16 protein-coding genes are annotated in these 22,911 nt (G+C 63.1%); 10 read left to right on the top strand and 6 right to left on the bottom strand.

Annotated features, from left to right (window positions below):
* Positions 1-174 precede the first annotated feature (174 nt).
* Positions 175-1,050: a hypothetical protein gene (locus BV106_RS03895; RefSeq protein ID WP_038160778.1), complete on the top strand. Its 876-nt coding sequence runs from the start codon at positions 175-177 to the stop codon at positions 1,048-1,050.
* A 2-nt stretch (positions 1,051-1,052) separates the two neighbouring features.
* Here the strand turns inward: BV106_RS03895 and mazG are convergent, their stop codons facing one another.
* The 6 genes from mazG to BV106_RS03865 are packed head-to-tail and all read right to left on the bottom strand — an operon-like array spanning position 1,053 to position 5,857.
* Entirely contained in the window at positions 1,053-1,883 is an 831-nt protein-coding gene (mazG, locus tag BV106_RS03890) for a nucleoside triphosphate pyrophosphohydrolase (RefSeq protein ID WP_063767894.1), read from the bottom strand.
* A gap of 53 nt (positions 1,884-1,936) precedes the next feature.
* Complete coding sequence (locus BV106_RS03885) at positions 1,937-2,728, bottom strand: hypothetical protein (protein ID WP_038160775.1); 792 nt, start codon at positions 2,726-2,728, stop codon at positions 1,937-1,939.
* A 7-nt stretch (positions 2,729-2,735) separates the two neighbouring features.
* On the bottom strand, positions 2,736-3,515 hold the full coding sequence (locus BV106_RS03880; protein ID WP_038160772.1) for a hypothetical protein: 780 nt from the start codon (positions 3,513-3,515) through the stop codon (positions 2,736-2,738).
* Positions 3,516-3,564: 49 nt separating this feature from the next.
* Entirely contained in the window at positions 3,565-4,350 is a 786-nt protein-coding gene (locus tag BV106_RS03875; RefSeq protein WP_038160769.1) for a hypothetical protein, read from the bottom strand.
* Positions 4,347-5,177 (bottom strand): hypothetical protein, encoded by an 831-nt coding sequence (locus BV106_RS03870; RefSeq protein ID WP_265595309.1) that lies wholly within the window; start codon positions 5,175-5,177, stop codon positions 4,347-4,349. Before BV106_RS03870 ends, BV106_RS03875 begins: the two co-directional genes overlap by 4 nt.
* Before the next feature lie 35 nt (positions 5,178-5,212).
* The gene (locus BV106_RS03865) at positions 5,213-5,857 is read right to left on the bottom strand and encodes a hypothetical protein (RefSeq protein ID WP_051944987.1); all 645 of its coding nucleotides are present in this window, start codon (positions 5,855-5,857) and stop codon (positions 5,213-5,215) included.
* A 350-nt stretch (positions 5,858-6,207) separates the two neighbouring features.
* On the opposite strand from BV106_RS03865, the gene BV106_RS03860 reads away from it, so the two are divergent.
* The 9 genes from BV106_RS03860 (at position 6,208) to BV106_RS35010 (ending at position 22,911) form a co-directional block, all read left to right on the top strand.
* Positions 6,208-7,224, top strand: coding sequence for an AAA family ATPase (locus BV106_RS03860; protein WP_038160763.1), 1,017 nt, complete (start codon positions 6,208-6,210; stop codon positions 7,222-7,224).
* Between the two features lie 32 nt (positions 7,225-7,256).
* Positions 7,257-8,159, top strand: a complete 903-nt coding sequence (locus BV106_RS03855; RefSeq protein ID WP_038160760.1) for a DUF58 domain-containing protein — start codon at positions 7,257-7,259, stop codon at positions 8,157-8,159.
* Positions 8,156-10,243 (top strand): BatA domain-containing protein, encoded by a 2,088-nt coding sequence (locus tag BV106_RS03850; RefSeq protein ID WP_038160757.1) that lies wholly within the window; start codon positions 8,156-8,158, stop codon positions 10,241-10,243. Before BV106_RS03855 ends, BV106_RS03850 begins: the two co-directional genes overlap by 4 nt.
* Positions 10,240-12,444 carry a vWA domain-containing protein gene (locus BV106_RS03845; protein WP_038160754.1) on the top strand — a complete coding sequence of 735 codons (2,205 nt, stop codon included), beginning with the start codon at positions 10,240-10,242 and terminating at the stop codon, positions 12,442-12,444. Before BV106_RS03850 ends, BV106_RS03845 begins: the two co-directional genes overlap by 4 nt.
* Positions 12,445-12,509: 65 nt before the next feature.
* The gene (locus tag BV106_RS03840) at positions 12,510-15,854 is read left to right on the top strand and encodes a hypothetical protein (RefSeq protein WP_038160751.1); all 3,345 of its coding nucleotides are present in this window, start codon (positions 12,510-12,512) and stop codon (positions 15,852-15,854) included.
* The gene (locus BV106_RS03835; protein ID WP_038160748.1) at positions 15,851-18,283 is read left to right on the top strand and encodes a hypothetical protein; all 2,433 of its coding nucleotides are present in this window, start codon (positions 15,851-15,853) and stop codon (positions 18,281-18,283) included. Before BV106_RS03840 ends, BV106_RS03835 begins: the two co-directional genes overlap by 4 nt.
* 11 nt (positions 18,284-18,294) lie before the next feature.
* The gene (locus BV106_RS03830) at positions 18,295-19,323 is read left to right on the top strand and encodes a squalene--hopene cyclase (protein WP_038160829.1); all 1,029 of its coding nucleotides are present in this window, start codon (positions 18,295-18,297) and stop codon (positions 19,321-19,323) included.
* Complete coding sequence (locus BV106_RS03825; protein WP_038160745.1) at positions 19,320-22,271, top strand: hypothetical protein; 2,952 nt, start codon at positions 19,320-19,322, stop codon at positions 22,269-22,271. Before BV106_RS03830 ends, BV106_RS03825 begins: the two co-directional genes overlap by 4 nt.
* Entirely contained in the window at positions 22,264-22,911 is a 648-nt protein-coding gene (locus BV106_RS35010) for a TlpA disulfide reductase family protein (protein WP_051944984.1), read from the top strand. Before BV106_RS03825 ends, BV106_RS35010 begins: the two co-directional genes overlap by 8 nt.

The following is a 22,911-nucleotide window of genomic DNA, read 5'->3' as shown; positions in this document are numbered from 1 at the left end:
GGCGGTTGTGCAAGCACAAACCGCCGCTCCTTGTGGGCTTCCGATCCGTGGTATGCGGAAAATTCCGTTGGAGTTCCAACGCTTGACCATCTGCGGCAGAAAATGTTCCACGCCCCATGTGTCAAAAAACTCACTTGACGACGGGGAGGGGGATGAGGGAAGCTTGTCGCGAGCATGATTGCATACAACGACCCGTTGTGGCAGGCGCTCCAGGCTTTCGAGCTGGATGGAGCGAATGCCGAACTGAGTTTCACCAAGAGACTCGCCCGGGAAAACGGATGGCACCACGCCTACGCAGAGCAGGTGGTGGTGGAGTACAAGAAATTCCTCTGGCTGGCCATGCGTGCGGGGCATCCTGTGACGCCGTCGGACGAGGTGGACCAGGCCTGGCACCTGCATCTAGTGTACACGGAGTCCTACTGGGATGATCTGTGCGGCAAGGTGCTGGGGCGACCACTGCATCACGGGCCAACCAAGGGAGGACAGCAGGAGGATGACAAATACCACGACTGGTATGCCCGCACCCTGGCTTCCTACGAGGCGGCCTTTGGCAGCCCGCCTCCCGTGGCGGTGTGGCCACCGCCGGAGGCGCGATTTGATACCCATGCGAGATTTCGCAGGGTGGATACCGGCAGCCATTGGGTGATTTCCAAGAACCTGTGGCGGCCGCGACTGTGGAAAGCAGCCGCCGCCGCGGCGGTGACGGGGCTGGTTCTGACACTGGCGCAAGAGGCCCCCCATGCCGCCGACATGGCCCCCGTGAAGAGCGCAGAGATATTCTGGCTGTTCTTCATTGGCGTGGCGGTGGTGATCGTGATCAGCACCGCCGTAAAAAACCACCGTGGTGGAGGCAGAGGGGGGAACGGATGTTCCTCGGTAGGATCAGGTTGTTCCAGCGGAGCGGGAGGTGGTTGTGGCAGCAGTCACGGCCACAGCCATCATGACGGCCACTCCGGCTCCGGCCATGACAGCAGTGGCTGCGGCAGTGGATCCAGTGGTTGCAGCAGCAGTGGCTGTGGAGGCGGCGGTTGCGGTGGTGGAGGCGACTGACCTCAGCTCTGGGCGGAGGCCGGTAGATGCTTCGTGGCCTCCCACACGGCATCCATCTCCTCCAGGGTGCTGTCTTCCAGCGTCTTGCCCTGGGCGAGGATGATTTCCTCAACCCGGCCGAACCGGCGTTCGAATTTGGCCGTTGCCGCGGCCAGAGCCGTCTCGGCATCCACTCCCAGCCGCCTGGCCACGTTCACCACGCTGTAGAGCAGGTCACCCACTTCATCCTCGATGGCTTTCTGATCCTGCTGAGCCACGGCTTCGGCAATTTCCTGAACCTCCTCGTGCACCTTCGCCACCACTTGCTCGAAGTCCGGCCAGTCAAAGCCCACCTTCGCAGCCTTCTTCTGGATCTTCTGCGCACGCATCAGTGCGGGCAGCCCCTGGGAGACACCATGCAGGTGCGGTTTGCGATCGGAGGCGCTGCCGCCTTTTTCCTGCTTCTTGATCTCGTCCCATTGTTTGAGCACCCCGGCGGAGCCATCCACCGTGGTATCGCCAAAGACGTGCGGGTGGCGGCGGATGAGCTTCTCGGTGAGTTCCCGGGCAATCGAGTCCAGATCGAACACACCCGTTTCTGAGGCGATCTCTGCATGCAGCACCGGCTGGAGTAGCAGGTCACCCAGCTCCTCGCGCAGGTGGGCCATGTCGCCATTGCGAATGGCTTCCGCGACCTCGTACGCCTCCTCGATGAGGTGGGGGATGAGCGTCTCGTGCGTCTGTTCCTGGTCCCACGGGCAGCCTCCTGGGGCGCGCAGTCGGTGCACGACGGCGCGCAGGTCAGCCAGGGCGTCGTCGGTGGGGGCAGGGGCAGGGGTTGGCACGGTGCTCATGGTGCCAGCATCATGGGAGTGATGCGCCCCCCGTCAACCTTAGGCTCGTGCCATCATCGTAGGGGAATGGTGGTGCGGGGTTTGTGGTTCTCCTTCAGCCAGGCCTCCCAGGCGGCCATGGCGGCATGGTATTTCTCCGGGGAGACCAGCTCGACTGACGAGTCATTGTATCCCATCACGTAGCGGCTGCCGTGCAGCGGGATGGGGGATGCCAGAATCGGAAGCCCTCCGGGAGCGCTGTCGTTCAGTCCCCCCAGCACCATCCAGGGGATCTTCATCTGCTTCTGCATGATGCCATGGGTGAGCTTCTCAAAGGGCTCTCCGGGATCCAGGATTTCTTCTTTGACCAGATCTTCCAGTGTTTCGGGATATTCTCCCCTATGATCACTGGCGTAGATGCGCAGGGCGGTAATGAGCTGTCGGGCGTTGCTGATGTTGCGGGTGCTGTCCCAGATGTCGTCGTAGTAAAAGATGGGTTCCCGGAAGAAGTAAGAGATATGGTGAATGACAAGCCCCGCGGCACCTCCGGCACCCGTGATCAAAAAGAGCACTGCCATGAACTGAGAGGTCCAGCGCCAGCCCCATTTCACTTTCAAGCGAGCGTGCGCCATCCACTGACAGGCGACCAGCAGCATGACCAACACGAGGAACGCAACACCGATGCTGGTCCAGTCCCATGCGGTCAGGGACGCGGTCTCTTTGAAATGGCGGATCCAGCCTGTCGCCAACCGTGTCAGAATTTCAAGCGCCCGGCCCCGGGTGAGATCGGCAAAGAGAAAGCAACTCAGGATGGCCAGGGTCGTGGCACCCGCCCAAGCCAGGAACTTGCGATCAAGAATGGGCATGGTGAAGTTATTGGGTGGAACCTGATACCTCCCGCCAGCGCTGTAGAGCGGCCTCGCTGGCGGCAGGGTTAATCTCAGACGCACTGCCGTCGCGAGTGATCATGATGTGAACACTGCCCGAGACTGGGGTCGGCGAGAGTAGCAGTGGGAGGTCAGCGGCGTCTGAAGCGGCTCCTGCAGGCAAATAGATCCATGTTTGAGGCACCTCACCTGCGGGTTGAACTTGATTCAACCTGTTGAATTCGGAGGGGTCGACCATTCCTGCCTTCACGAGATCTTGCAACTTTGGAGGGTAATTGCCGCCATGAGCTTCGGCGTAAGCTCGCAGGTGTTGAGCGAGGTGGTTGCCACCCACCTTGGCCATCAAAAGGTTCCGATCAACTCTTGATCGGAAGTAGTCGTTTTTGAGGAGCCACACGGCGTGGTGCAGGATGCCCACCGAGGCACACGTTGTGGCAAACAGAATGAGCAGCATGCTCATGATCAAGGCGGACCAGCGCAGCTTCCACTTTCGGGGCTCGCTTGAGCTTTGTCGGTAAAACGCCCATAGAAGCAGGTGCAGGGCCATCAAAGTTGCCAGTATCACCACTGTTCCCACTGCCAATTCTTGCCAGGTCGGCACGATGGTCGCCAATGCTTTCATTGCGTGGACCAACCAGCCAAACACCAGACGGATCACAAAGAGAACCAAAGGCACAACCACCCCAGGAATGAACAGCAGCATCCCCACCACCAACAGGCCGCCGCAGACATACTGGAAGATCCGGCGCAACAGGGATTCTTTCATGAGGGCGGCCCTCCTTTGAGTGTGCTTTCATGGCGTTGACGTCGTGCGGTCATGGCGCGACTGCCTCCGTACTGGAGCTCTGTTTCCTGTATTCTCGCCAGCGGTGGATGGCAGCCTCGCGTTCTGTGGCCGTTTGCAGCGAGACACTGGAGTCGTTGTAAGCGATGATGTATTTGTTTCTGGTGACAGGGTGAGGAGACACAAACATTGGAAGGTTGCCGGGCGCGTCATTCCGCAACCCTCTCAGAAAGATCCATGGCGCCGGGACTTCACCCGACAAGTAGACCCAGTTTAGGTTGACAAGGCTTCCAGGCTCCAAGATGTCAGCAGCGATGAGTTCCTCAACCTGGTCGGGATAGTTACCGTCATGTTCCGATGCATAGATTCGCATGGCCGTCACAAGTTGCCGCCCGTTGCTGATGGACTTGGATACATAATCTCGTCCGGAGGTAAGAATATTATCCTGCGTGGTCAGAAGAACCGCAGTGCGAGCCGCTTGTATGGCGGCCGCCCCACCGCCCAGAAGAAGGAGGGCCATTGCGAACGCCCTTGCGCTCTGTGGAAGTTTCCAGCGGCCACTCTTACTGTTCAATAGAATCAGTAGCCCATGCAGCACAAAGAATGCACCCAACAAGATGCCCAAGGTCCACAGGGCATGGCTGAGAGAGCCAAAGGCATAAGGAAACGACGCCACGGCATGCATGATGCTGCCCAGGAACAGGTGAAAACCGATGGTGAAGAGCCCCTTCAGGAGGTCGGTGGCGAACAGGGCATCCAGGATGAATAGCGCCCCGAAGAACAGCAGTGCCGGGATCAGGCAGCTTTTGCGATTCATGGAGCGCCGCCTCCTTTATTTGGATCCCGTTTAGAATACCCCCTCAGCTTTGCCCGCGCCGCATGCCAGCGATCGATGGCATCGTCGTATTCATCCAGAGTGCAAACTTGCGCTTTCCCATGCGCGAATCCCATGATGATCTCGCCTGGAGCATGAGCTCTGGGAGCAAGGAAGACGGGGATGTCCATCTCAGGGTCGTCAGGGGAAATGATCTCAAGATATGTCCAGACTTCAGGTGGTTCCTCGGTGGAAAGTGACCGCACCACGGCAAGCATGTTTAGTTCTTTCGGCTCAAGATCGGTTGATGCGGCCAGTGCTGCCCAAGTGTCTCCGGGAGCAGAATTTCCTGCATCGTGCGCAACGATCGCCTCGACATAGAGTTGTTTCGCATTGGTCACATCTTTGTGAATGGTGGATCGGGAAGGGTGGGTTTTGACAACAGGTTCTTGAAACAATGAGGCACTGTGAGTGGCGATCCCGACGGCGCTTACGCAGATCCCGAACAAGAGGGCGAACATGGAAGTGACCGCGATCGTCCACTTCCACCGCCAGGGGCATGAGGCGGGTGAATTGCTTTGAATCAGGGCTCGCATAACCCACTGAAGCGCCGCTACGCCCAACAACAGCCCCAGCAGTCCATTTGCGATGAGGAGATAATTCACCTCCATCTTTGGTGCCGTACGAGTCAGGAAAGCGATCCAACCTGCGCAAAGCTTGAAGATGATCTCAATCCCCACTCCAATAGAAATGAATGGCCCTGCCCCCAACGCGTCAGCCGCGACTGGGACGATCACCAGTAACAGGGCGCTCACAGCAAAAATCTTCACCCCTTTCGACAGGGGCTCGAAGTAGGGTAGATCACTCACGGCCGTGCCACCTGTTGTGCAAAGTTCTCCAGTTCTTTCCTCGCCCGGTCGGCCAGTTCGGTCAGGGGGAGGTTGATGATCTCCCCGTTGGAGAGCAGGACGTACCGGCGGGATCCGTACACGTAGGGCTCAAAGGCGACGATCAAGTTGCCCTGCTCTGCCTTTCTCCCTGGGTAGTAACCGTAGGGGGTGCGGGCGGGGTCGATGCCACGCCACAGTTCCCGGGGGAAGTCCTCGGCCTCCACATGGGGAGGGAACTCGCCGTTGTGAGCTTTGGCGTATTCGAAAAGGGCCGTGCGCAGGCGCTCCATGGATTGCTGACGGGCGGAGTCGATCCAGGGCTTGGCCTGTTTCTCCGGCTCGGTGATGCGGTAGGTGAGCCCCTCCTTCTGCCAGGCGCCCGGCGTCATCAGCTCGCGGGCTCCGGAGATCATGGTGAGCACCACGTAGAGGAACATGCCGCAGACCACCATCAGGCCGAGAGCCCGCTTATAGGTGAGGGGTGGCATCCACTTGAAGTCCTTGGCCAGGCTGTTCCAGATGATCTTGAAGAGCAGCGTGAGGACCAGATAGGTCATCAGGAAGAAGGAAATCACGTCTAGCCGCGCTGCGGCCAGATCCGTGAGCTGGAACGAGGGCATCCCAGCCCAGGTGGAGGCGGGACACAGTAGCCCGGACACGAGGGCACAGGCGAGCGGAACCCCGGCGGACCGCCGGGGTCGAAGGTTTTGGGGGTTCACAAGGGTCAGGCTACCAGACCTCCCTGGAGGATGACAAGCCTTCATCGAACAACTCCGCATCAGGCGCGGCCGGATTTTTCTAAAAAACGTCGAACAGTTCCAATAAAGAGGGGTCAGTTCCCGTCCTAACAGTGAGGGTGCGCTACACCCATCTGGACAAATTTTATCCCCATCGACCGGTGATTCCCATTGCCAGCGCGGTGGGGATCAGGTGTTAATGAGTTTTCCTTTCTGCCTCCCCTGTCACGACCATGCCAGATCCAGCCTCCTCCCCGCTGCCCAAGGACGATGTCGCCGCCATTGATGAACTTCGCGAGGTGTATGTCCGCCTCTGCAACGAGTTGAAAAAAATCATCGTCGGTCAGCAGAAGGTGGTCGAGCAGTTGGCCATCTGTCTCTTTGCCCGTGGTCACGCTTTGCTCATGGGGGTGCCGGGTCTGGCCAAGACGCTCCTCATCAGCCGGCTGGCGGAGACGATGTCCCTTTCCTTCAGCCGCATCCAGTTCACGCCGGACCTCATGCCCATGGACATCACGGGCACGGACATCCTCCAGGAACTGCCGGGAGGGAAGCGCAGCTTCGAGTTCGCCAAAGGTCCGGTGTTCGCGAACATCGTGCTGGCGGACGAGATCAACCGCGCGCCTTCCAAGACGCAGGCGGCCATGCTGGAAGCCATGCAGGAGCACCGCGTGACCGTGGCGGGCCGCACCTACACGCTGGACTCGCCCTTCTTCGTGCTGGCGACGCAGAACCCCATCGAGCAGGAGGGCACCTACCCGCTGCCGGAGGCGCAGCTGGACCGCTTCATGTTCATGATCGGGGTGGACTACCCCTCTCGCGAGGAGGAAGTCGCCATCGCCCGCAGCACCACGGGCCTGACCCTGCCAAGGTTGGAGCACGTGCTGGATGGCCCCAAGGTGCTGGCCTTCCAGGATCTGGTGCGTCGTGTGCCCGTGCCGGATCATGTTTATGAGTTCGCTGTGGATCTGGTGCGCCGCACCCGGCCGAATGGCGGGGAGGCTCCCAGCTGGCTGAAGCCCCTCGTAAGTTGGGGGGCAGGACCGCGCGCCGTGCAGTACCTCATTCTCGGGGCGAAGGCCCGTGCCGCTCTCCAGGGCAGCTACATGGTGCGCCTGGAAGATGTGACTGAGGTGGCCGACCCTGTGCTGCGTCACCGGGTGATGACCACCTTCACTGCTGAATCCGAAGGGGTGACCAGCCGGGATCTCACCAAGCGGCTCGTGGATGAGCTCAGCAAGGCGGCGTAAACCGGTCTTTCCAGATCCCAGCCCACACCCCCATGGCGGAAGAGAAGCGATCCTTTCTGGAGCCTGCCGTGCTGGCCAGGCTGATGGCGCTTCCCCTCCATGCCCGGCAGACCATGCTGGGCAGCGTCTCGGGGAAGCATCGCAGCCCCGTGAAGGGCTCCTCGCTCGAGTTCGCCCAGTATCGCAAGTATGTGCCGGGGGATGACACGCGCCGTCTGGACTGGCGCACCTGGGGTCGGAGTGATCGTTTTTACATCAAGGAGTTCGAGGCAGACACGAACCTCCGGCTCTGCCTCCTGCTGGATACCAGCGGCTCCATGGGCTTTGGCCCGGCGGGGGCCACCCGGCTGGACTATGCCCGCAAGCTGGCCGGCACCCTGGCCTACCTCGCCGCCCAGCAGGGAGACGCGGCAGGTCTCTGGAGCATGGCCGAGCCCGCGATCGAAATCCCTCCCAAACGAGGAGCCTCGCACCTCGGGCTGGTGCTCGATCAGATGGGAACCATTCAGCCCCTCGGCGGCACCACCCTCCTGGCTGCCCTGCACAATGCGGCCGAAAAGATCCGCCAGCGGGCACTCATCGTCATTCTGTCGGACTTCTTTGTGCCGCCCGTCGAGTTGAAATCCGCCATCCAGCATCTCCGCTTCCGCCGGCATGATGTGGCGGCCTTCCACCTGCTGGACCAGCAGGAGCTGGATTTTGACTTCGACCGGCCCGCCCGGTTCGTGGACATGGAAGGCGGGGAGATGGTCCTGGCCGATCCTTCGCTCATTGCGCGGAATTATCGCGAAGCCGTGCGCCAGTACCTCATGGAGATGGACGAACTGGTTCGCACCACCGGCATGGACTACCATCGCGTGAAGCTGCACGACCGGTATGAGGACGTGCTGGCGCGGTTCCTCCTCGGACGCACCCCCAAACGCGGCTCCCGATGACCTTCCTCGAACCAGCGTTGCTGTTTGCCCTGCCGCTCGCCGCGCTGCCGGTGATCATTCACCTCATCCACCTCTACCGGCGGCGTCAGGTGAAGTGGGCGGCCATGATGTTCCTGCTCATGGCACAGCGGATGAACAAGGGGCTGTCGCGCTTGCGGCAGGTGCTCATCCTGGCCTTCCGGGTGCTGGCGGTGGCCGCCATCATCTTTGTCATCACTCGTCCGCTCGCCGGTGGCTGGCTGGGCCTGACCGGAGGCGCGCCAGACACGGTCATGATCCTGCTGGACCGTTCCGCCAGCATGGAGCAGCAGAATACCACCACCGGAGTGAGCAAGCGGCTGGCGGGATTGCGCAACATCGCCCGCGCCATTCATGATGCGGTGGGCACCCGTTCCCGGCTCGTGCTGGTGGACAGCGCCGTGGGAGATCCGCAGTCGCTCGACAAGGCGGAGCGTCTGCTGGACATGCCGCACACGGGGCCCACGGATACGAAGGCGGACATTCCAGGACTGCTGCAAAAGGCCCTGGACTACATCACCACCAATAAGTCCGGCCGCACGGACGTGTGGCTTCTGAGCGACCTGCAGCAGGGCGACTGGGATGCCGCGGGAGGGCGATGGGAAACCTTGCGCAGCGCTTATGCTGGCCTTCAGGGCGTGCGGTTCCACTTGCTCGCCTATCCCCAGGTGGCAGATGACGATCTGGCGGTGCGTGTGGAGCGCGTGACCCGGCGGGAGACCTCTGCCAAGGCGGAACTGCTGATGGATCTGCGTATCACGCGCCAGGCCGGGCAGGCGCTCCAGCCGCTCGAAGTACCCCTACGGGTGGTGATCAATGGGGCGGCCACGACTGTGAAAGTCACACTCAAGGAAAGCCAGTTGGTACTTCAAGGGCAGACCTTCCCCATCGACAAGTCGCTCAAGCGGGGCTGGGGCCGGGTGGAGCTGCCGGGCGATGCCTGCCTGCCCAACAATGCCTGGTATTTCGTCTTTGATGAGCCGCCGCCTCTGCGCTCCGTGATCGTGTCGGATGATGAGTTGGAGACGTCCGGTCTCGCTGCCGCGCTGGGCGCGGCGGCCGATCCCTCACGCAAATACGCCGTGACCCGCCTGCGCAGTCAGCGGGCCGCAGAGATCCCCTGGGATGAGACGGCCTTGATCGTCTGGCAGGCCCCGCTGCCCAAGGCGGATGATGTGCTGGCCCGCCAGTTGGAAAATCACGTTGCTTCAGGCAGGTCGGTGTTGTTTCTCCCACCCGAGTCTCCGGATGACGTGCGTTTTCTGGGACTGGGCTGGGGCCCCTGGCAGGGAGGTTCCGGCTCCCGGGCCCAGGCCGTGGAGTGGTGGCGCAATGATGCCGACATCCTGGCCAATCTGCGCGATGGCACCGCGCTGCCGGTGGGCAGTGTGGAGGTGACCCGGCACGTGCCGGTCCTGGGTGAGGGCGTGCCTCTGGCCCGGCTGCCCAATCGTGAACCCCTCCTCGTCCGTGCGGGTGGTGAGCAGGGCGGGGGAGCTTATTTCCTCGGTACCCTGACCGGCCCCGGTGCGTCCAGCCTGGCGCGGGACGGGGTGGTCATGTTTGCCATGCTGCACCGGTCGCTCAATGAAGGGGCCCGCACCCTGGGCAAGGCCCGGCAGCGCTCTGCCGCGTTGGGCTCGCTCGGGGCAGATCCCTCTGCTTGGAAGCCCGTCGAGGCACGCGAGGAAAGTGTTCCTTCCATCAACCTTCCGCTCCTGGCAGGGGTGAGGTCATCTGGCGAGATGCTCACCGCCCTGAACCGGCCGGCGACAGAGGATGAGCCCCTGCATCTCACCTCGGCGAATCTGGACGAGCTCTTCACGGGCCTCGACTACCGGTTCCTCACGGACACGCTGGACGACGGTCGCAGCCTCACCAGTGAGATCTGGCGCACCTTCCTCATGGTCATGGCGCTGGCCCTGCTGGGCGAGGCTCTCCTGTGCATGCCCGGCCGTCCGGAGCCGGGCCGGGCTGCCGCGAACCCCTTCTTCGCAAGAGCAAACTCCGACCCCGCCCAGAACGGAGCATCTTCTTTCCGCGAACCCGCGCAACCCACGGCATGAAACCCGCCAGCCAGACCCTGGTCTTCAGCCCCAGCCCCCTTTCCATCACGGTGGGGGTGGTCTTCGTGCTGCTCATCGCCGGGCTGGCCTGGATGGCGTGGCGGCGCAGCGGCTACCGGCGGGTCACCGGCTTGCTGGAGGCGCTGCGGGTGCTGATCGCCGCCGCCATCGCTATTACCCTGAACCAGCCGGAGTGGCGGGAGCTCTTCAAACCGGAGAGCAAGCCCACCCTGGTGGTGCTGCGGGATGTCTCCCGCTCCATGGAGACACAGGATGTGATCAATGCCGTCAGTCCGTCCTCGGAGCCCCTGGCGAGGAAGGCGCTGGCCGCCCCGCTGGCAGAGGCGGCCACCTGGGCCTCCCTGACAGAGCGCATGGAGGTGGTGCTCCAGGATTTCTCCTCCGCCCAGCAACCGCCGGAGGAAGGGACGGATCTTAACGGGGCGCTCAACCAGGTGGCAGAGAAACACCCACGCCTCCAGGCGGTGGTGTTGATCTCAGACGGCGACTGGAACAGCGGGGAAGCCCCGGCCCAGGCCGCCACGCGGTTGCGCATGCGGGACGTGCCGGTCTTTGCCGTGCCGCTGGGTTCAGAGAGCCGCCTGCCGGACGTGGATCTCGCCAGCTTCGAGGTACCCACCTTTGCCATCGCGGGCAAGCCGTTGCGCGTGCCCTTCACCATCGAGAGCTCCCTGCCGCGGGATGAGGCCGCTGTCGTCGAACTGCGATCCTCCACGGGCGAGGTCATCACGAAGTCCGTCGTCATTCCCGCCATGAGCCGTTTGCAGGATGTCATGGTCTGGCGTCCTGAGAAGCCCGGTGAGCTCAAGCTGACCCTCGCTGTGCCCAAGACGGGCGGTGAGCGGTTCCTGAACAACAACTCCATCGAGGCCCCGCTCTCCATCCGGAAAGAGCAGTTGCATGTGCTCATCATCGAGAGCTTCCCGCGCTGGGAGTACCGCTACCTGCGCAATGCCCTGGAGCGTGATCCCGGGGTGGAGGTGAACTGCCTGTTGTTTCATCCAGCCCTGGGCAAGTCCGGAGCCGGGCGCGGTTACCTCAGCGCCATGCCCAAGGCCGACGCCCTGGCCAAGTATGACGTGGTCTTCCTGGGCGATGTGGGGATCGATAAAGGGCAACTCACTCTGGAGCAGTGTGATGCCCTGCAGAAGCTGGTGCGGGATCAGGCCGCCGGTCTGGTCTTCATGCCGGGGCTCAATGGCTTTCAGAGCACCCTGCAAAACACGACGTTGGCCGATCTTCTGCCGGTGGTGTGGGACACCGCCCAACCACGCGGCTGGGGCACCTCCTCCCCGGGCAAGTTTTCCCTCACGGAGTCCGGCACCCGCAGCCTGCTGACGAAACTGGAGGACACCGATGAGGCCAGCGCCCGGGTGTGGCAGAACCTGCCAGGCTTCCAGTGGTACGCCCCCGCGATCCGGGCCAAGGCGGGGAGCGAAGTGCTCGCCATGCATGGCACGGAGACCAATCGCTTCGGAAGAATCCCTCTGATCGTGACAAAGACCCACGGAGCTGGCAAGATCCTCTTCATGGGCACAGACGGAGCCTGGCGCTGGCGTAAAGGGGTGGAGGACAAGTACCACTACCGCTTCTGGGGTCAGGTGGTGCGGTGGATGGCGTACCAGCGCAACATGTCCCAGGGAGACAAGATGCGCCTGTTCTACTCCCCCGACCGGCCGCGGGCCGGGGCGGTGCTCACGCTCAACGCCAACGTCACCAGCCAGACAGGGGAACCTCTGCGCGATGGCACCGTCATTGCCCAAATCACTGCGCCCTCTGGGAAGACCTCCAGCGTGAGGCTCGTCTCCGCAGGGGAGGAGGCCTGGGGGCTCTTCAGCGGTGTCACCACGCCCACAGAGCCCGGCGAGCACCGCGTGCGCCTCACCTCGGCCGATGCCGGGGCCGCGCTGGACACGCTCATTTCCGTGCAGGGCACCCCGCGGGAGAAGCTCGGCCAGCCCGCGAAACCCGATGTGCTGCGGGAGATCGCCCAGCTCACCCGGGGCAAGCTCATTTCCTCCACCCATCCTGCCGAGGTCGTGGCTGCCGTCGCGGCCATGCCCCGACCCGAGGAGCAGGAGCGCCGGGTGCAGATTTGGGCCCATCCCATCTGGTCTCTTCTCCTTGTGACCCTCATGGGCGTGTTTTGGGTCGGTCGTAAGGCCGCCGGTGCCTTCTAGCCTGAGTTTCTTTTCTCCGCCTCCACTGTTCCTCCTGCCACCTTTCAACCAAACCAAGCCGAGTCATGAAGACCACCCTGCCACCCGTGCTTGAAAGCAAACTCGCGGACTTCCGACGCCGCGTCTGGACGGTGAAGCTCACCGAGGGGTTATTGGCCGCGGCGTTCGGCCTGGTGCTGTCGTACCTTCTGGTCTTTGTCCTGGACCGGTTCATGGAAACACCTTCCTGGCTGCGCTTCACCCTGCTCCTGGGCGGGGCCGCGACGCTGGGCGTGGGATTGCCGTGGAAATGGCATCGCTGGGTATGGCGTCAGCGCCGTCTGGAAGATGCGGCCCGCCTCCTGCGCCGCACCTTTCCCAGGCTGGGTGACCAGTTGCTGGGCATCGTGGAGCTGGCCCGCGTGGAACAGGGTGAGGCGGGGCGAAGTGAGCGCCTGGTGCAGGCGGCCATGGCCCAGGCGGCGGATGCGGTGAAGGACAAGGACTTTACCCACGCCGTGCCGGATGCCCGGCATCGCCAGTGGGCCTACGCAGCCATCGCCGTGGGCGTGCTCATGCTGGTCGCTTTTGTGGCGGTGAGTGACGCGGCTCGCAATGCGTTCGCACGCTGGGGCCTGCCCTGGCAGAATGTTGAGCGCTATACCTTTGCCAAGGTGGAGCAGCTTCCCTCCCGTCTCGTGGTGCCGCTGGCAGAGCCTTTTGAGCTGCCAGTGAAACTCTCGGCCGACACCCGCTGGTCGCCCGGTGCGGCCTCGGCCCGGATTGGGAACCAGCCATGGGTGGAGACCTCGAATGCCTCGGGGGTCTATCCGCTGGCCTTCCCACCGCAGAAGGTGGATACCTCCCTGCGGCTCAGCCTGGGGGATGTGCGCAAGACCATCACCCTCGCGCCCCGTCCACGTCCGGAGCTGGAGGATGTCTCGGTGAAGTTGCGTCTGCCTTCGTACTTGGGATACAAGTCCGAGCAGGGGCAACCGGTTCGAGGAGGTACGGTCAGCATTGTGAAGGGAGCCCAGGCCTCCTTTGAAGCCCGGGCCAGCCGGGATCTCGCTGCTGCCGAGCTGGATGGGGCCAGCCAGACGGTGAGCGGTGCCGTCATCCGCACCGGCTATGCACCGGTGAACACCGATGTGGAACGCAAGTTCATGTGGCGGGATGTGGATGGACTCACCCCGCGCGAGCCGTTGCTGCTGCGGGTGCAGGCCGTTGAAGATGAGTCGCCGAAGATCATGGCCCGCCGGGAAACGATGGAGCAGGTGGTGCTCGACACGGAGGTCGTGAACTTTGACATCAATGTCACCGATGACTTCGGTGTACAGCGTGCCGGGCTGGAGTGGCTGGGCGCGCCGCCTCTGGATGGCAACAAGGACCAGCCCCGACTTAAAGGGGAAAAAGTGGCCGCCGCCGGAGCGCATGAGAAAAGGGAGCTGGCCGCACGAGCCACCTTCTGTGCCGCGCGCGATGGGGTTCCTCCCCAGACGGTTGAGGTGCGGGCCTGGACGGATGATTATCTACCGGGGCGGGCCCGGGCGCGTTCTGCCGCTTTCACGCTGCATGTGCTCAACAAGACCGACCACGCCCTCTGGCTCACCGAGCAGTTCGGAAAATGGATCGAAGCCGCCCGTGAGAGCTATGAAATGGAGCAGCAGTTGCACCAGACCAACAAGGACCTGCGGGCGCTGACCGCTGCTGAGCTGGATCGCCCGGAAAACCGCCGCAGGGTTTCCCAGCAAGCGGCGGCGGAGAATGCCAATGCCGCGCGTCTCGACAGCCTGACCACCGCCGGGCGCAGTCTGGTGGAGCAGGCGACGAAGAACGATGAGTTCGATGCGAACCGTCTCGAGTCCTGGGCCACGCTGCTCAAATCCCTCAAGGACATTGCCGCCAACCGCATGCCCAGTGTGACGGATCTCCTGAAACAAACGGCGGGTGCGGCCAGCAAACCCTCAAGCGGGCAGCCCACGCCTAACAACCCGTCTTCACAACCGCAGACGGCAGAGGCCAAGCCGCCTACTCAGGCGGGTGAATCCAAGTTGGCTCCGAATGTCAGCCAAGGCCCCAATCTGCCCACCACTCCCCAGCAGGGGGCGCCCATTGCCCCCGGTCCGGCCAAGCCCCCGGCTCCGAGCATTGCGGACCGGGAGGCGGGTTTCGGGAAACCACCTGAGGCCAAGCCCGCGGATCCCAACGCCCCACCCAAGCCGCCTGGGGCGGGTAAACTCGGCCTGCCCTCCACCACGCTGGGAGCTGCCCCCACCAAGCCCGGAGACGAGGCCCCCAAGCCGCCAGAATCGCCGGCCCAGCAGAAGATGGACAACGCCATCGCGGAACAGCGGGACCTGCTCAAGGAGTTCGCCAAGGTCTCCGATGAGCTGAGTGCCATCCTTGCCAGCCTGGAGGCCAGCACCTTTGTGAAGCGGTTCAAGGCCGCCTCCCGCCAGCAGATGCTCATCGCCAGCACGGTCAATGAGAAGACGCTGGATTCCTTTGGCATTGAGCGCACCCCGCCCAAGGAGGCGGAACCGATTGCCCAGAGTGCCAAGACCCAGAGCAACACGGTGCACACCATCCAGACGGATCTGGAGGCTTACTTCCAGCGCAAGCAGGACAGCCGCTTCAAGGCGATCCTCGACCAGATGAAGAAGCTGGAGGTGGTGCGCGCCCTGGCCAAGGGGGGTGAAAAAGTTTCCATGAACCTCACCGGCCAGACCATCTCGGGCTCCGAGTACTGGGCGGATGTCTTTGACCGCTGGGCGGAGGAGCTGGTGGCCGCGAGCAACTGCAAGTCCTGCTCCAGCTGCAGCGGGGACAGCCTGCCCCCGGAGATCGTGCTCAAGGTCATGCAGGCGCTGCGGGATGAGATGAAGCTGCGGGATGAAACCCGCGAGCTGGACAACGCCCGTGCGGCGATCGAGGAGAACAAGTACGTGGAAGCCGCCCGGGCTCTGGGCCAGAAGCAGGCCTCCATCGGGAACCACACCCAGAGTGCCGTGAGCGATATCCGGGCGCTGCCGGAAGGGGAGGCCAAGTTTGGCAAGGAACTGCAGCTTCTGGGTGCCGTGGTCAACATCATGGATGAGGCACATGGCCTGCTGGGTGGCGGCAATACCGGCGCCGATGCTATTGCCGCCGAGACTGAAGCCATTGAACTCCTCCTCCAGGCCAAGCGAATGAAGCCCAACGGCGGTGGCGGTGGGGGTTCGAACCCTGGGGGAGGCGGCACAGCAGCCAACGCCTCATCCGCCGCCCTGGCGGAGCTGGGTGATGGAGCAGATGCGGACAGCAATGTGTCGGCCCGTCCCGTGGGCCAGGCCACCGGCCGCGCCGGGAAAGAGTTCCCCGAGGAATTCAAGGCCGGACTGGACGCTTACTTCAACCTTCTCGAAGGCTCCCAGGACAACAGCAAATGATCCCGTCTTCATTTCTACGAACCCTGTTCCTTGGCGTGGTGCTGGCCGGAACGTGGCTGGCACCTATGACGGGAGCTGTCGCCCAGCAGCTGGCGGTGGTGGCTTCCGCTCCGGCACCGATGGACCCGGTGCTGCCCTGGTGGGAACGCGTGAAGCAGCCCCTCGCTCCCGAGATCGAGACTGCGCTCGCCGGGGTGGCGGAGAAGGTCACACCCCTGCGCAAAAAGGATCTGACGGACTTCATGAAGGCCGAGCAGGATTGGCTGGTCCAGACCTTCCAGATCACCGATGAAGCCAAATTGAATGCGCTCAAGACCGCGGCCGACCAGGCAGTGGAGGAGTCGATCAAGCCCTATCCGCAAAAGCTGACGGAGACCCATCGCAACCGGTTGCCCTCCAAGGAGGTCGCCGCGGCGGTGGCCGAGATTGCGCGCTGGGAGCCGGAGACCCTGGCCTGGAGCCGGCTCGTACTGGGGTGCACCTTGCCAGATGAGCTTGACGTGTGGAAGGGCGCCGTCAAGGCCGCGCTGGACCCTGCCCAGCTCGCCACCTGGGAGAAGCGCCGTACTGACGCCCGAGAGGGCTGGGACAAGCAGGTCAAAGCCTGTATCACCCCGTGGCTGAACGCCGGGCGCATGCAGGGCATCGCCCAGGTAAACGCCCGCATGGATGCGATGTTGCCCGTCATGAAACTGGAGGCGGACAAAGCGACGCGTCTCCGGGAGACGGCACTGAAGGCCGTGGACCAGCTGTGTGCGGAGGAGGAGAAGCGGGCCACGGAGCCGATGTGGTTCATCGCTCCGGCACGCCGCCAGCAGTTCGTGGAAACCAATCCCGTGTTTCGCGCCTATGTGCTGGACGCGGACCCCGGCACCCTTCCGGTCTGGAAAGAACTGCTCGCGGCGGTGGCGGGGCCGGACGAATTGGCCCGCTGGGACCAGCATTTGGCAGACCGGAAGGCCAAGGCGGACAAGGAGATCCCCGGGATCCTGAAGGTCTCTGTCGACCGGGTGCGCTCCACTTGGGAGAAGAATCTGGAACGCGATGCGGACCAGACGTTGCTTGCGTTGCGGTTGCCCAAGGAGCGCCTCAAGACGCTGGAAGGAGTGAAGCGCACCGTGCTGGAGCGGGCAGAAAAGCGCTGGAACACCCTGGCGACAGAACAGCTCCAGAAAATGGAGCCATCCGCGCGTGATGAGATCATCAAGCGTGGGCGTGGCTACTATATTTCCTTGCAGAATGACGACCAGCCCCAGAATGACACGGAGTGGAAAAAGGCGCTTGAAGGGCTGATCACGCCGGAAGAGCGCAAGCAGGTGGAGATCTCCAATGCCGAGCGCAAGGTGCGGCGGGAGGAACAGGTGGGCCGCCTGGTATTGTCTGAACTGGATCGCCGGCTCGCCTTTACCTCGCAGCAGCGCGTAGTGCTGCTGCCGCTGGTTTCCAAGGCGTCCCTTGGGGACAGCCGGTTGTTTCCTACTGAGCCTACCGAGTACGGCTACGACTTCCAGAGCCAGAACTTTTCCACCATCGCGGCGCGGGTGAAGGAGGCGGATCTGCAGCCGGTTTTGGACGAGTCCCAACTCAAGGCCTGGAAAGGGCTGGAGAAGACCCAGGCCTCCGAGCAGCAGGAGAGCTCCCCCAAACCGGTCGCCAAGCCCGACTTTGGCACCCGCAAGCCCGAGCCTGAGGATCTGGAGCAGATGGTTTCCACGTTCCTCTATGAGAAGTCCCTGGCCCGGCAGACCAACCTGATGAATGCCATGGTCACGGCGGCGGAGGATGCGGCCCGGGTCACTGGCCTGGCCCCGGATCGCATGGCCAGGCTCCGCACGGCCGCGCGCGGAGCCGTGGAGGCGGCGATGGATGAGTGGCGGCCGACGGTTGACTCCGTGGTACGTGGCCGGCTTCAAGGGGCCACAGTGCAGGACGTGGGCCAGCGCATGACGAGCATCGACAGCTATTACTTCAACATGTACCGCTCCCGCAAGACGGAGGAGTACTCAGTATGGCAGAAGGCACTCAAGGCGGAACTCAGCCCCGAGCAGTTCAAGAAATGGGAGGGGGAACAGAAAGCCCGCCAGGACTTCCAGAACGAGGCCGTGGCTGCCTTTGTGCTGGCAGAGTTTGACCGCAAGGTGCTGCTGAACAAGGAGCAGAGCGAGCTGCTGAAACCCAAGCTGGCCGCCGTGATCCGGGATTATCAACCGGACCTATCGAACTACTTCTCCGGCTCGGACGGTGTGCCCTGGTACCTGCAGTACTACAGCATGCTCATCCCGGTCGTGGGGGTCACGGAAAAGGAGCTGAAGACCATCATCACCCCCGGGCAGTGGGACTCCTGGACCAAGAGCAACGAGTACAGCAACTGCATGTCCTACTGGGGCGGGATAGAACAGAATCACGCCAGCCGCGTGCGCAACAAGTGATGAACGGTACGATGAAACTTTCCAAGCTGCATGCTCTGCTCATGGCGGGCGTCATCCTGTGTGGCACGCCGCTGGCGAAGGCCCAGGATCCTTCTCTGCGCTTCGGAGGTCAGATCCCGGCGGAGGTGGGCACGGTTTACGAGCGTGGCCTGGCCTGGCTGGCGACGGCGCAATCTCCGGACGGCACCTGGAAAGGGGGCAACTCCGGCAGCGGCGTGGATGGCATCTGCCTGATGTCCTTTCTCGCCAGCGGGGAGGACCCCAACTACGGGCAGTACGCGCAGGTCATCCGTCGCGCCATCCGGGCCATGATCAAAAGCCAGGATGCGACCACCGGTTACCTGCCCAACAGCATGTACCACCACGGCTTCGCCATGCTGGCCCTGGCGGAGGCGTATGGTGCGGTGGACGAAAACCTGCTTTGGGAGGGCGAGAAACCGATAAGGACCATCTGCCAGACCCTGGATCTGGCCATCCGCTGTGCCGCCACTTCGCAGTCCAAGAACCGCTGGGGCGCCTGGCGTTATTCGCCCGATGCGAGCGATGCCGACACCTCCGTGACCGGTGCCGTACTCATGGGCCTGTTCGCCTGCAGGAATGCGGGGCTGGAAGTCTCTGACGAGACCATCAACGGGGCCATGGACTACATGCGGCGCAGCACAGGTCAGGACGGATCGGTGGCCTATTCCGGTGGGTTCGGCGGCATGGGAGGTTCGATGAATCTCTCGGCCATCGCCGCGCTGGTGGGTGCCATCTCCCATGCCAAGGAGTCGGAGCAGTACCAGGCGAGCCTGAAGCGCATCAAGGAAAATCTGGAGCACCGCGAGACCACTTATCCGGAGTATTTCCGCTACTACATGGCGCAGGCCCTCTTCCAGGGGGATTATGAAGCCTGGCAGAAGTGGAATGCCGTGAAAGTGCGTGAGGTGCATGAGCTGCAACGTGAGGACGGCGCGATCGGGAGCTCCGCCTACAGCACCGGCATGTCCCTGCTGGGACTGGCCCTGAACTACCGCTTCCTTCCCATTTACGAGCGATGAGCCACCTCTTCCCCAGTCTCCTTCTGATTGCGACGGGCGGCCTGCTCGCCGTCTCGGGAATCTCCCTCCATGCCCAGAGTGCCGATGCGGCACCGCCCCCTGCACGGTTGCGCTGGCAGAACAGCGAAACCCTGCCCGGTGAGATGGTGGGCGCCACGGAGACGACGGTCCGGTGGAAGAGTCCGTTGTTTCAAGAACCCGTGGACGTGGCCTGGTGGTTCCTCCGGCGCATGGACCGCACGCTGCCTGCGGTGCCTGTCGCGGACTCCTTCACGGTTTCACTGCGGGACGGCAGCCAGCTTCACGGGAACCTCGTGAGCATCAGCAATGAAGCTGTCACCCTGGCCAGCACCCGTCATGGAGAAGTTTCGTTGAAGCGGAGTGAGGTGCTGAATCTGCGACGCCTCAAGGGCAATGACCTGCTCTGGTCCGGCCCGGTGGGGGATTCCGGCTGGAAACTGGAGAAGCAGCAGTCCGCCGCCGGAAACAGCGGCAACCAGCCGCCTGCCATCGTCCTGCAACTGCTTCCCGGTCCGGGTGGCGCGCTAGTGCTGCCCTACTGGAACCGCCTGGTTTCGCTCACCCAGAAGCTTCCTGAAAAGGTGGAGGTGGCATTCAAAGTCCGCTCCACCCAGCGCCCGGAGTTCCAGCTCAGGTTCCGCAACTTCCGGGTGGAGACCTGGGGCAGAGAACTGGTGGTGGTCAGCGGGGACCAGTACAAATCCCTGCGCATGATCGACGAGGCCGAGCGCGAGCTGGGGCTGCGCGTCCGGTGGGATGAAACAACTGGGAAGGGCCAGGCCTATGCCGGAAACGGAGAGCCCATGTCAGAATGGACCTTCGATCCGGACAAGAGCAGCCGGGACGACAAGATCCAGCTCAAAGGCAGGGGACGTGATCTCACGCTCGAGCAGCTCACGTTCCAGGAATGGAGGGAGTCCGCCCCTCCCCGGCATGATCCCCACCAGGTCCATCTGGAACTCGCCGACGGCCGGGTCGTCACCGGTGCGATCCGCTCCTCGGTGGGCGGGAATATTTACATCGAACCCGGCGAAGACGGCCCGCCCCTGGCGGTGGAGCTGGCCAACGTGAATGCCATTCTCCTTTCGCCTGACCGGCCCGCCGTGGTTCCGGCGGAAATGCTGCTGACTTATGCCGACGGCACCCAGTTGCGGGGCCGGATCGATTCGGTCAAAGACGGGCAGGCCCTGTTGAAGACCAGCTTCAGCAGCGGGCCTCTTCCCACCCGCACAGATGCATTGCGGCAGGTGCTTCTGGATGTGAAGCGCCCTGAAGGGGTGCCTGCGGAACTTCCCTTTGCCCAGATGGACAAGCTGGTGGTGCAGGGCACCAGCTTGCACGGCCGTTTCATGCCGGCCGGAGACGCGGCGGTGCGCTGGCTGCTGGTCGGTGCAGAACAGCCCTGTACGCCAGTTTCAGAGGCCGCGGTGGAGATCACCCAGGTGGTGCCCGCAGCCTTGCCCGCGGCAATCAAAGACCCTCCCTCCCTCTTCTACACCCGCGCGGGGGATGTAATCCCGGGCCGCCTGATTTCACTGGATGCCACCGGAGTGGAACTGGAGTCCTCCATCACCACCGCCCGCCGCCTGCCGGGCGGCAGTCTGGCGGCCGTGCAGTTTCAGGCCGCCGCCTCTGCGGACGTGACGAGTTTCCTCGATGCCGGGTGGCAGATAGTCAAGGGGTCGGACAAGACGGTGAAACGCACCGAGAAAAACATCGAACTCCCGGTGGGGTCCGGCGTGGCACACTGGAGCGCCATGCAGAGCAGCGAGGTGAAGTTCAATATCACCAGCACCAACTACTCCACCTTCCGCCTGACGTTCTTCGCCACCGGCGGTGAGGACAAGAACTGCATGCGCTTCATCGTGGCCAATTTTGGCAGCCAGATTTACACCGGCACCGAGGCGGAGGACGGGCAGCTGGGCGACCGGAACCAGCTGCCGGGCACGGGGGGCAAGCCCGTGCCGGTGAGGCTGGTGATCCAGGAGAAGGCGGTGGAGATCTTCATCAACGGGAGCAAGCAGCACCGGTTTACTGTTGATGCAACGCGGCGCCCCGGAACAGGGTTGATCATCGAACCCTGCAGTGTCTGGGGCAATGAAGCCACGGCCGTGAAGCTGGCGGACTTCAGCAGCCGGGCGGCACCGGGTTCACCGGGGCTTCCGGCCGTGACGGCGGAGGCCCGCACCCAGGCACTGAGCGTGCCGAGGTTCAGGAAAGAACATCCGCCCCGCCATGTGCTCATCGCTGCCAATGGGGATGTCCTGCGGGGCGAGATCGAGGCGGCGACCGCCACCCATCTCGGTTTCCGATCGGGTCTCGAGACCCTGAAGGTGCCCCGTGACCGTGTAAAAGCGGCGGTCTGGCTGCAGCCACCGGGAGGGACAAACGAAGGATTTGACGGGGATCGTCGTGCGGAACTGCCAGCGCTGGATCGCATGACCTCGCGCCGGGTGAACTACTCAAGCGCCACGCTCTCCACGCTGATCAATGTCCTCAAGGCGGAAGTCACCGACGTGAAATTCCAGCTGCCGGAAAAGAAGGACGGCAGATCCTTCAAGTTCCAGTTCGGAGTCCAGACCGTTCGGGAGGCTCTGGACCAGATTTGTGCGCTGGTGGGCTATCGCTACCGGATCGAGCCAGGCAACGTGGTGGTGATTGAATCCCCGCCGCCCGTCCAGCCGGACATGGTGCTGCGGGCCTACTGGCTCCGGCCGCATGCGCTGGGGAAGGCGGATTCCACGCAAAAGCTGCTCACCTCCCTGAAGCTGGAGTTTCCGCCGGGTTCGTCTGTTTCATGGAACCCGGCGGCCGGCCTGCTGACGATGACCAACAACGCGGTCAATCACGACCGGCTCAAGGAGCTGGCGAAGGAGAAGTGGGGCGGAGTCCTGGGAACCCCCCACCCACTGGCTCCTGTTGTCTGACGGCGGCCGCCTGGGGCTGGCCGTGGAGAAGTTCGAGCCGGACTTCATCGTGGGGACGCATCCTGTCTATGGGACCTGCCGCGTGCCCCGGGCGCAGGTTTATCTGCTGCGCACCCAGCCGCCAGACGAGAGTCCGGCCATGAAGACGCTGGGCGACTGGAAGCTGGTGTTGGCCCCAGAACCCGTCATCCCCGGCGCCGAGGGGGCTGCGGACCCGTCCACAGGCCAGGAGGCCAAGGCCTTCAAGCTGCCCATGCTGGGCGGGGGCGATGAGTTCGAGCTCTCCAAGCACAAGGGCAAGGTCGTGGTGCTGGACTTCTGGGCCACCTGGTGCGGCCCCTGCATCAAGTCCCTGCCGGGCCTCATTGAGTCTCTGGGGTCGTTGCCTTCAGACAAAGTGCTGCTTCTGGGCGTGAACCAGGGGGAACCGGCCGAGCAGGTGAAGCGGTTCATTGAAACAAGGAACTGGAACCTCAAGGTGGCCCTGGACTCCTCCCAGTCCGTCGGCCGGCTCTACGGTGTCAGCGGTATCCCCCATACCGTGGTCGTCGGACCGGATGGCAAAGTCGTCCTCGTGAAGACAGGTTTCAGCCCCGAGAATGAGAAGGAGATTGTCGAGACGGTAAAGAAGCTGCTGTAG

It is taken from the genome of Verrucomicrobium sp. BvORR106 (assembly GCF_000739655.1).
In the GTDB taxonomy this organism is placed as follows: domain Bacteria; phylum Verrucomicrobiota; class Verrucomicrobiia; order Verrucomicrobiales; family Verrucomicrobiaceae; genus Verrucomicrobium.
This window is presented reverse-complemented; position numbering and strand designations above follow the sequence as displayed.

Coding starts and splice junctions, on each gene's coding strand:
- BV106_RS03895 (WP_038160778.1), top strand. CDS start 175: ATGATTGCATACAACGACCCGTTGTGGCAGGCGCTCCAGGCTTTCGAG.
- mazG (WP_063767894.1), bottom strand. CDS start 1,883: ATGAGCACCGTGCCAACCCCTGCCCCTGCCCCCACCGACGACGCCCTG.
- BV106_RS03885 (WP_038160775.1), bottom strand. CDS start 2,728: ATGCCCATTCTTGATCGCAAGTTCCTGGCTTGGGCGGGTGCCACGACC.
- BV106_RS03880 (WP_038160772.1), bottom strand. CDS start 3,515: ATGAAAGAATCCCTGTTGCGCCGGATCTTCCAGTATGTCTGCGGCGGC.
- BV106_RS03875 (WP_038160769.1), bottom strand. CDS start 4,350: ATGAATCGCAAAAGCTGCCTGATCCCGGCACTGCTGTTCTTCGGGGCG.
- BV106_RS03865 (WP_051944987.1), bottom strand. CDS start 5,857: ATGCCCTCGTTCCAGCTCACGGATCTGGCCGCAGCGCGGCTAGACGTG.
- BV106_RS03860 (WP_038160763.1), top strand. CDS start 6,208: ATGCCAGATCCAGCCTCCTCCCCGCTGCCCAAGGACGATGTCGCCGCC.
- BV106_RS03855 (WP_038160760.1), top strand. CDS start 7,257: ATGGCGGAAGAGAAGCGATCCTTTCTGGAGCCTGCCGTGCTGGCCAGG.
- BV106_RS03850 (WP_038160757.1), top strand. CDS start 8,156: ATGACCTTCCTCGAACCAGCGTTGCTGTTTGCCCTGCCGCTCGCCGCG.
- BV106_RS03845 (WP_038160754.1), top strand. CDS start 10,240: ATGAAACCCGCCAGCCAGACCCTGGTCTTCAGCCCCAGCCCCCTTTCC.
- BV106_RS03840 (WP_038160751.1), top strand. CDS start 12,510: ATGAAGACCACCCTGCCACCCGTGCTTGAAAGCAAACTCGCGGACTTC.
- BV106_RS03835 (WP_038160748.1), top strand. CDS start 15,851: ATGATCCCGTCTTCATTTCTACGAACCCTGTTCCTTGGCGTGGTGCTG.
- BV106_RS03830 (WP_038160829.1), top strand. CDS start 18,295: ATGAAACTTTCCAAGCTGCATGCTCTGCTCATGGCGGGCGTCATCCTG.
- BV106_RS03825 (WP_038160745.1), top strand. CDS start 19,320: ATGAGCCACCTCTTCCCCAGTCTCCTTCTGATTGCGACGGGCGGCCTG.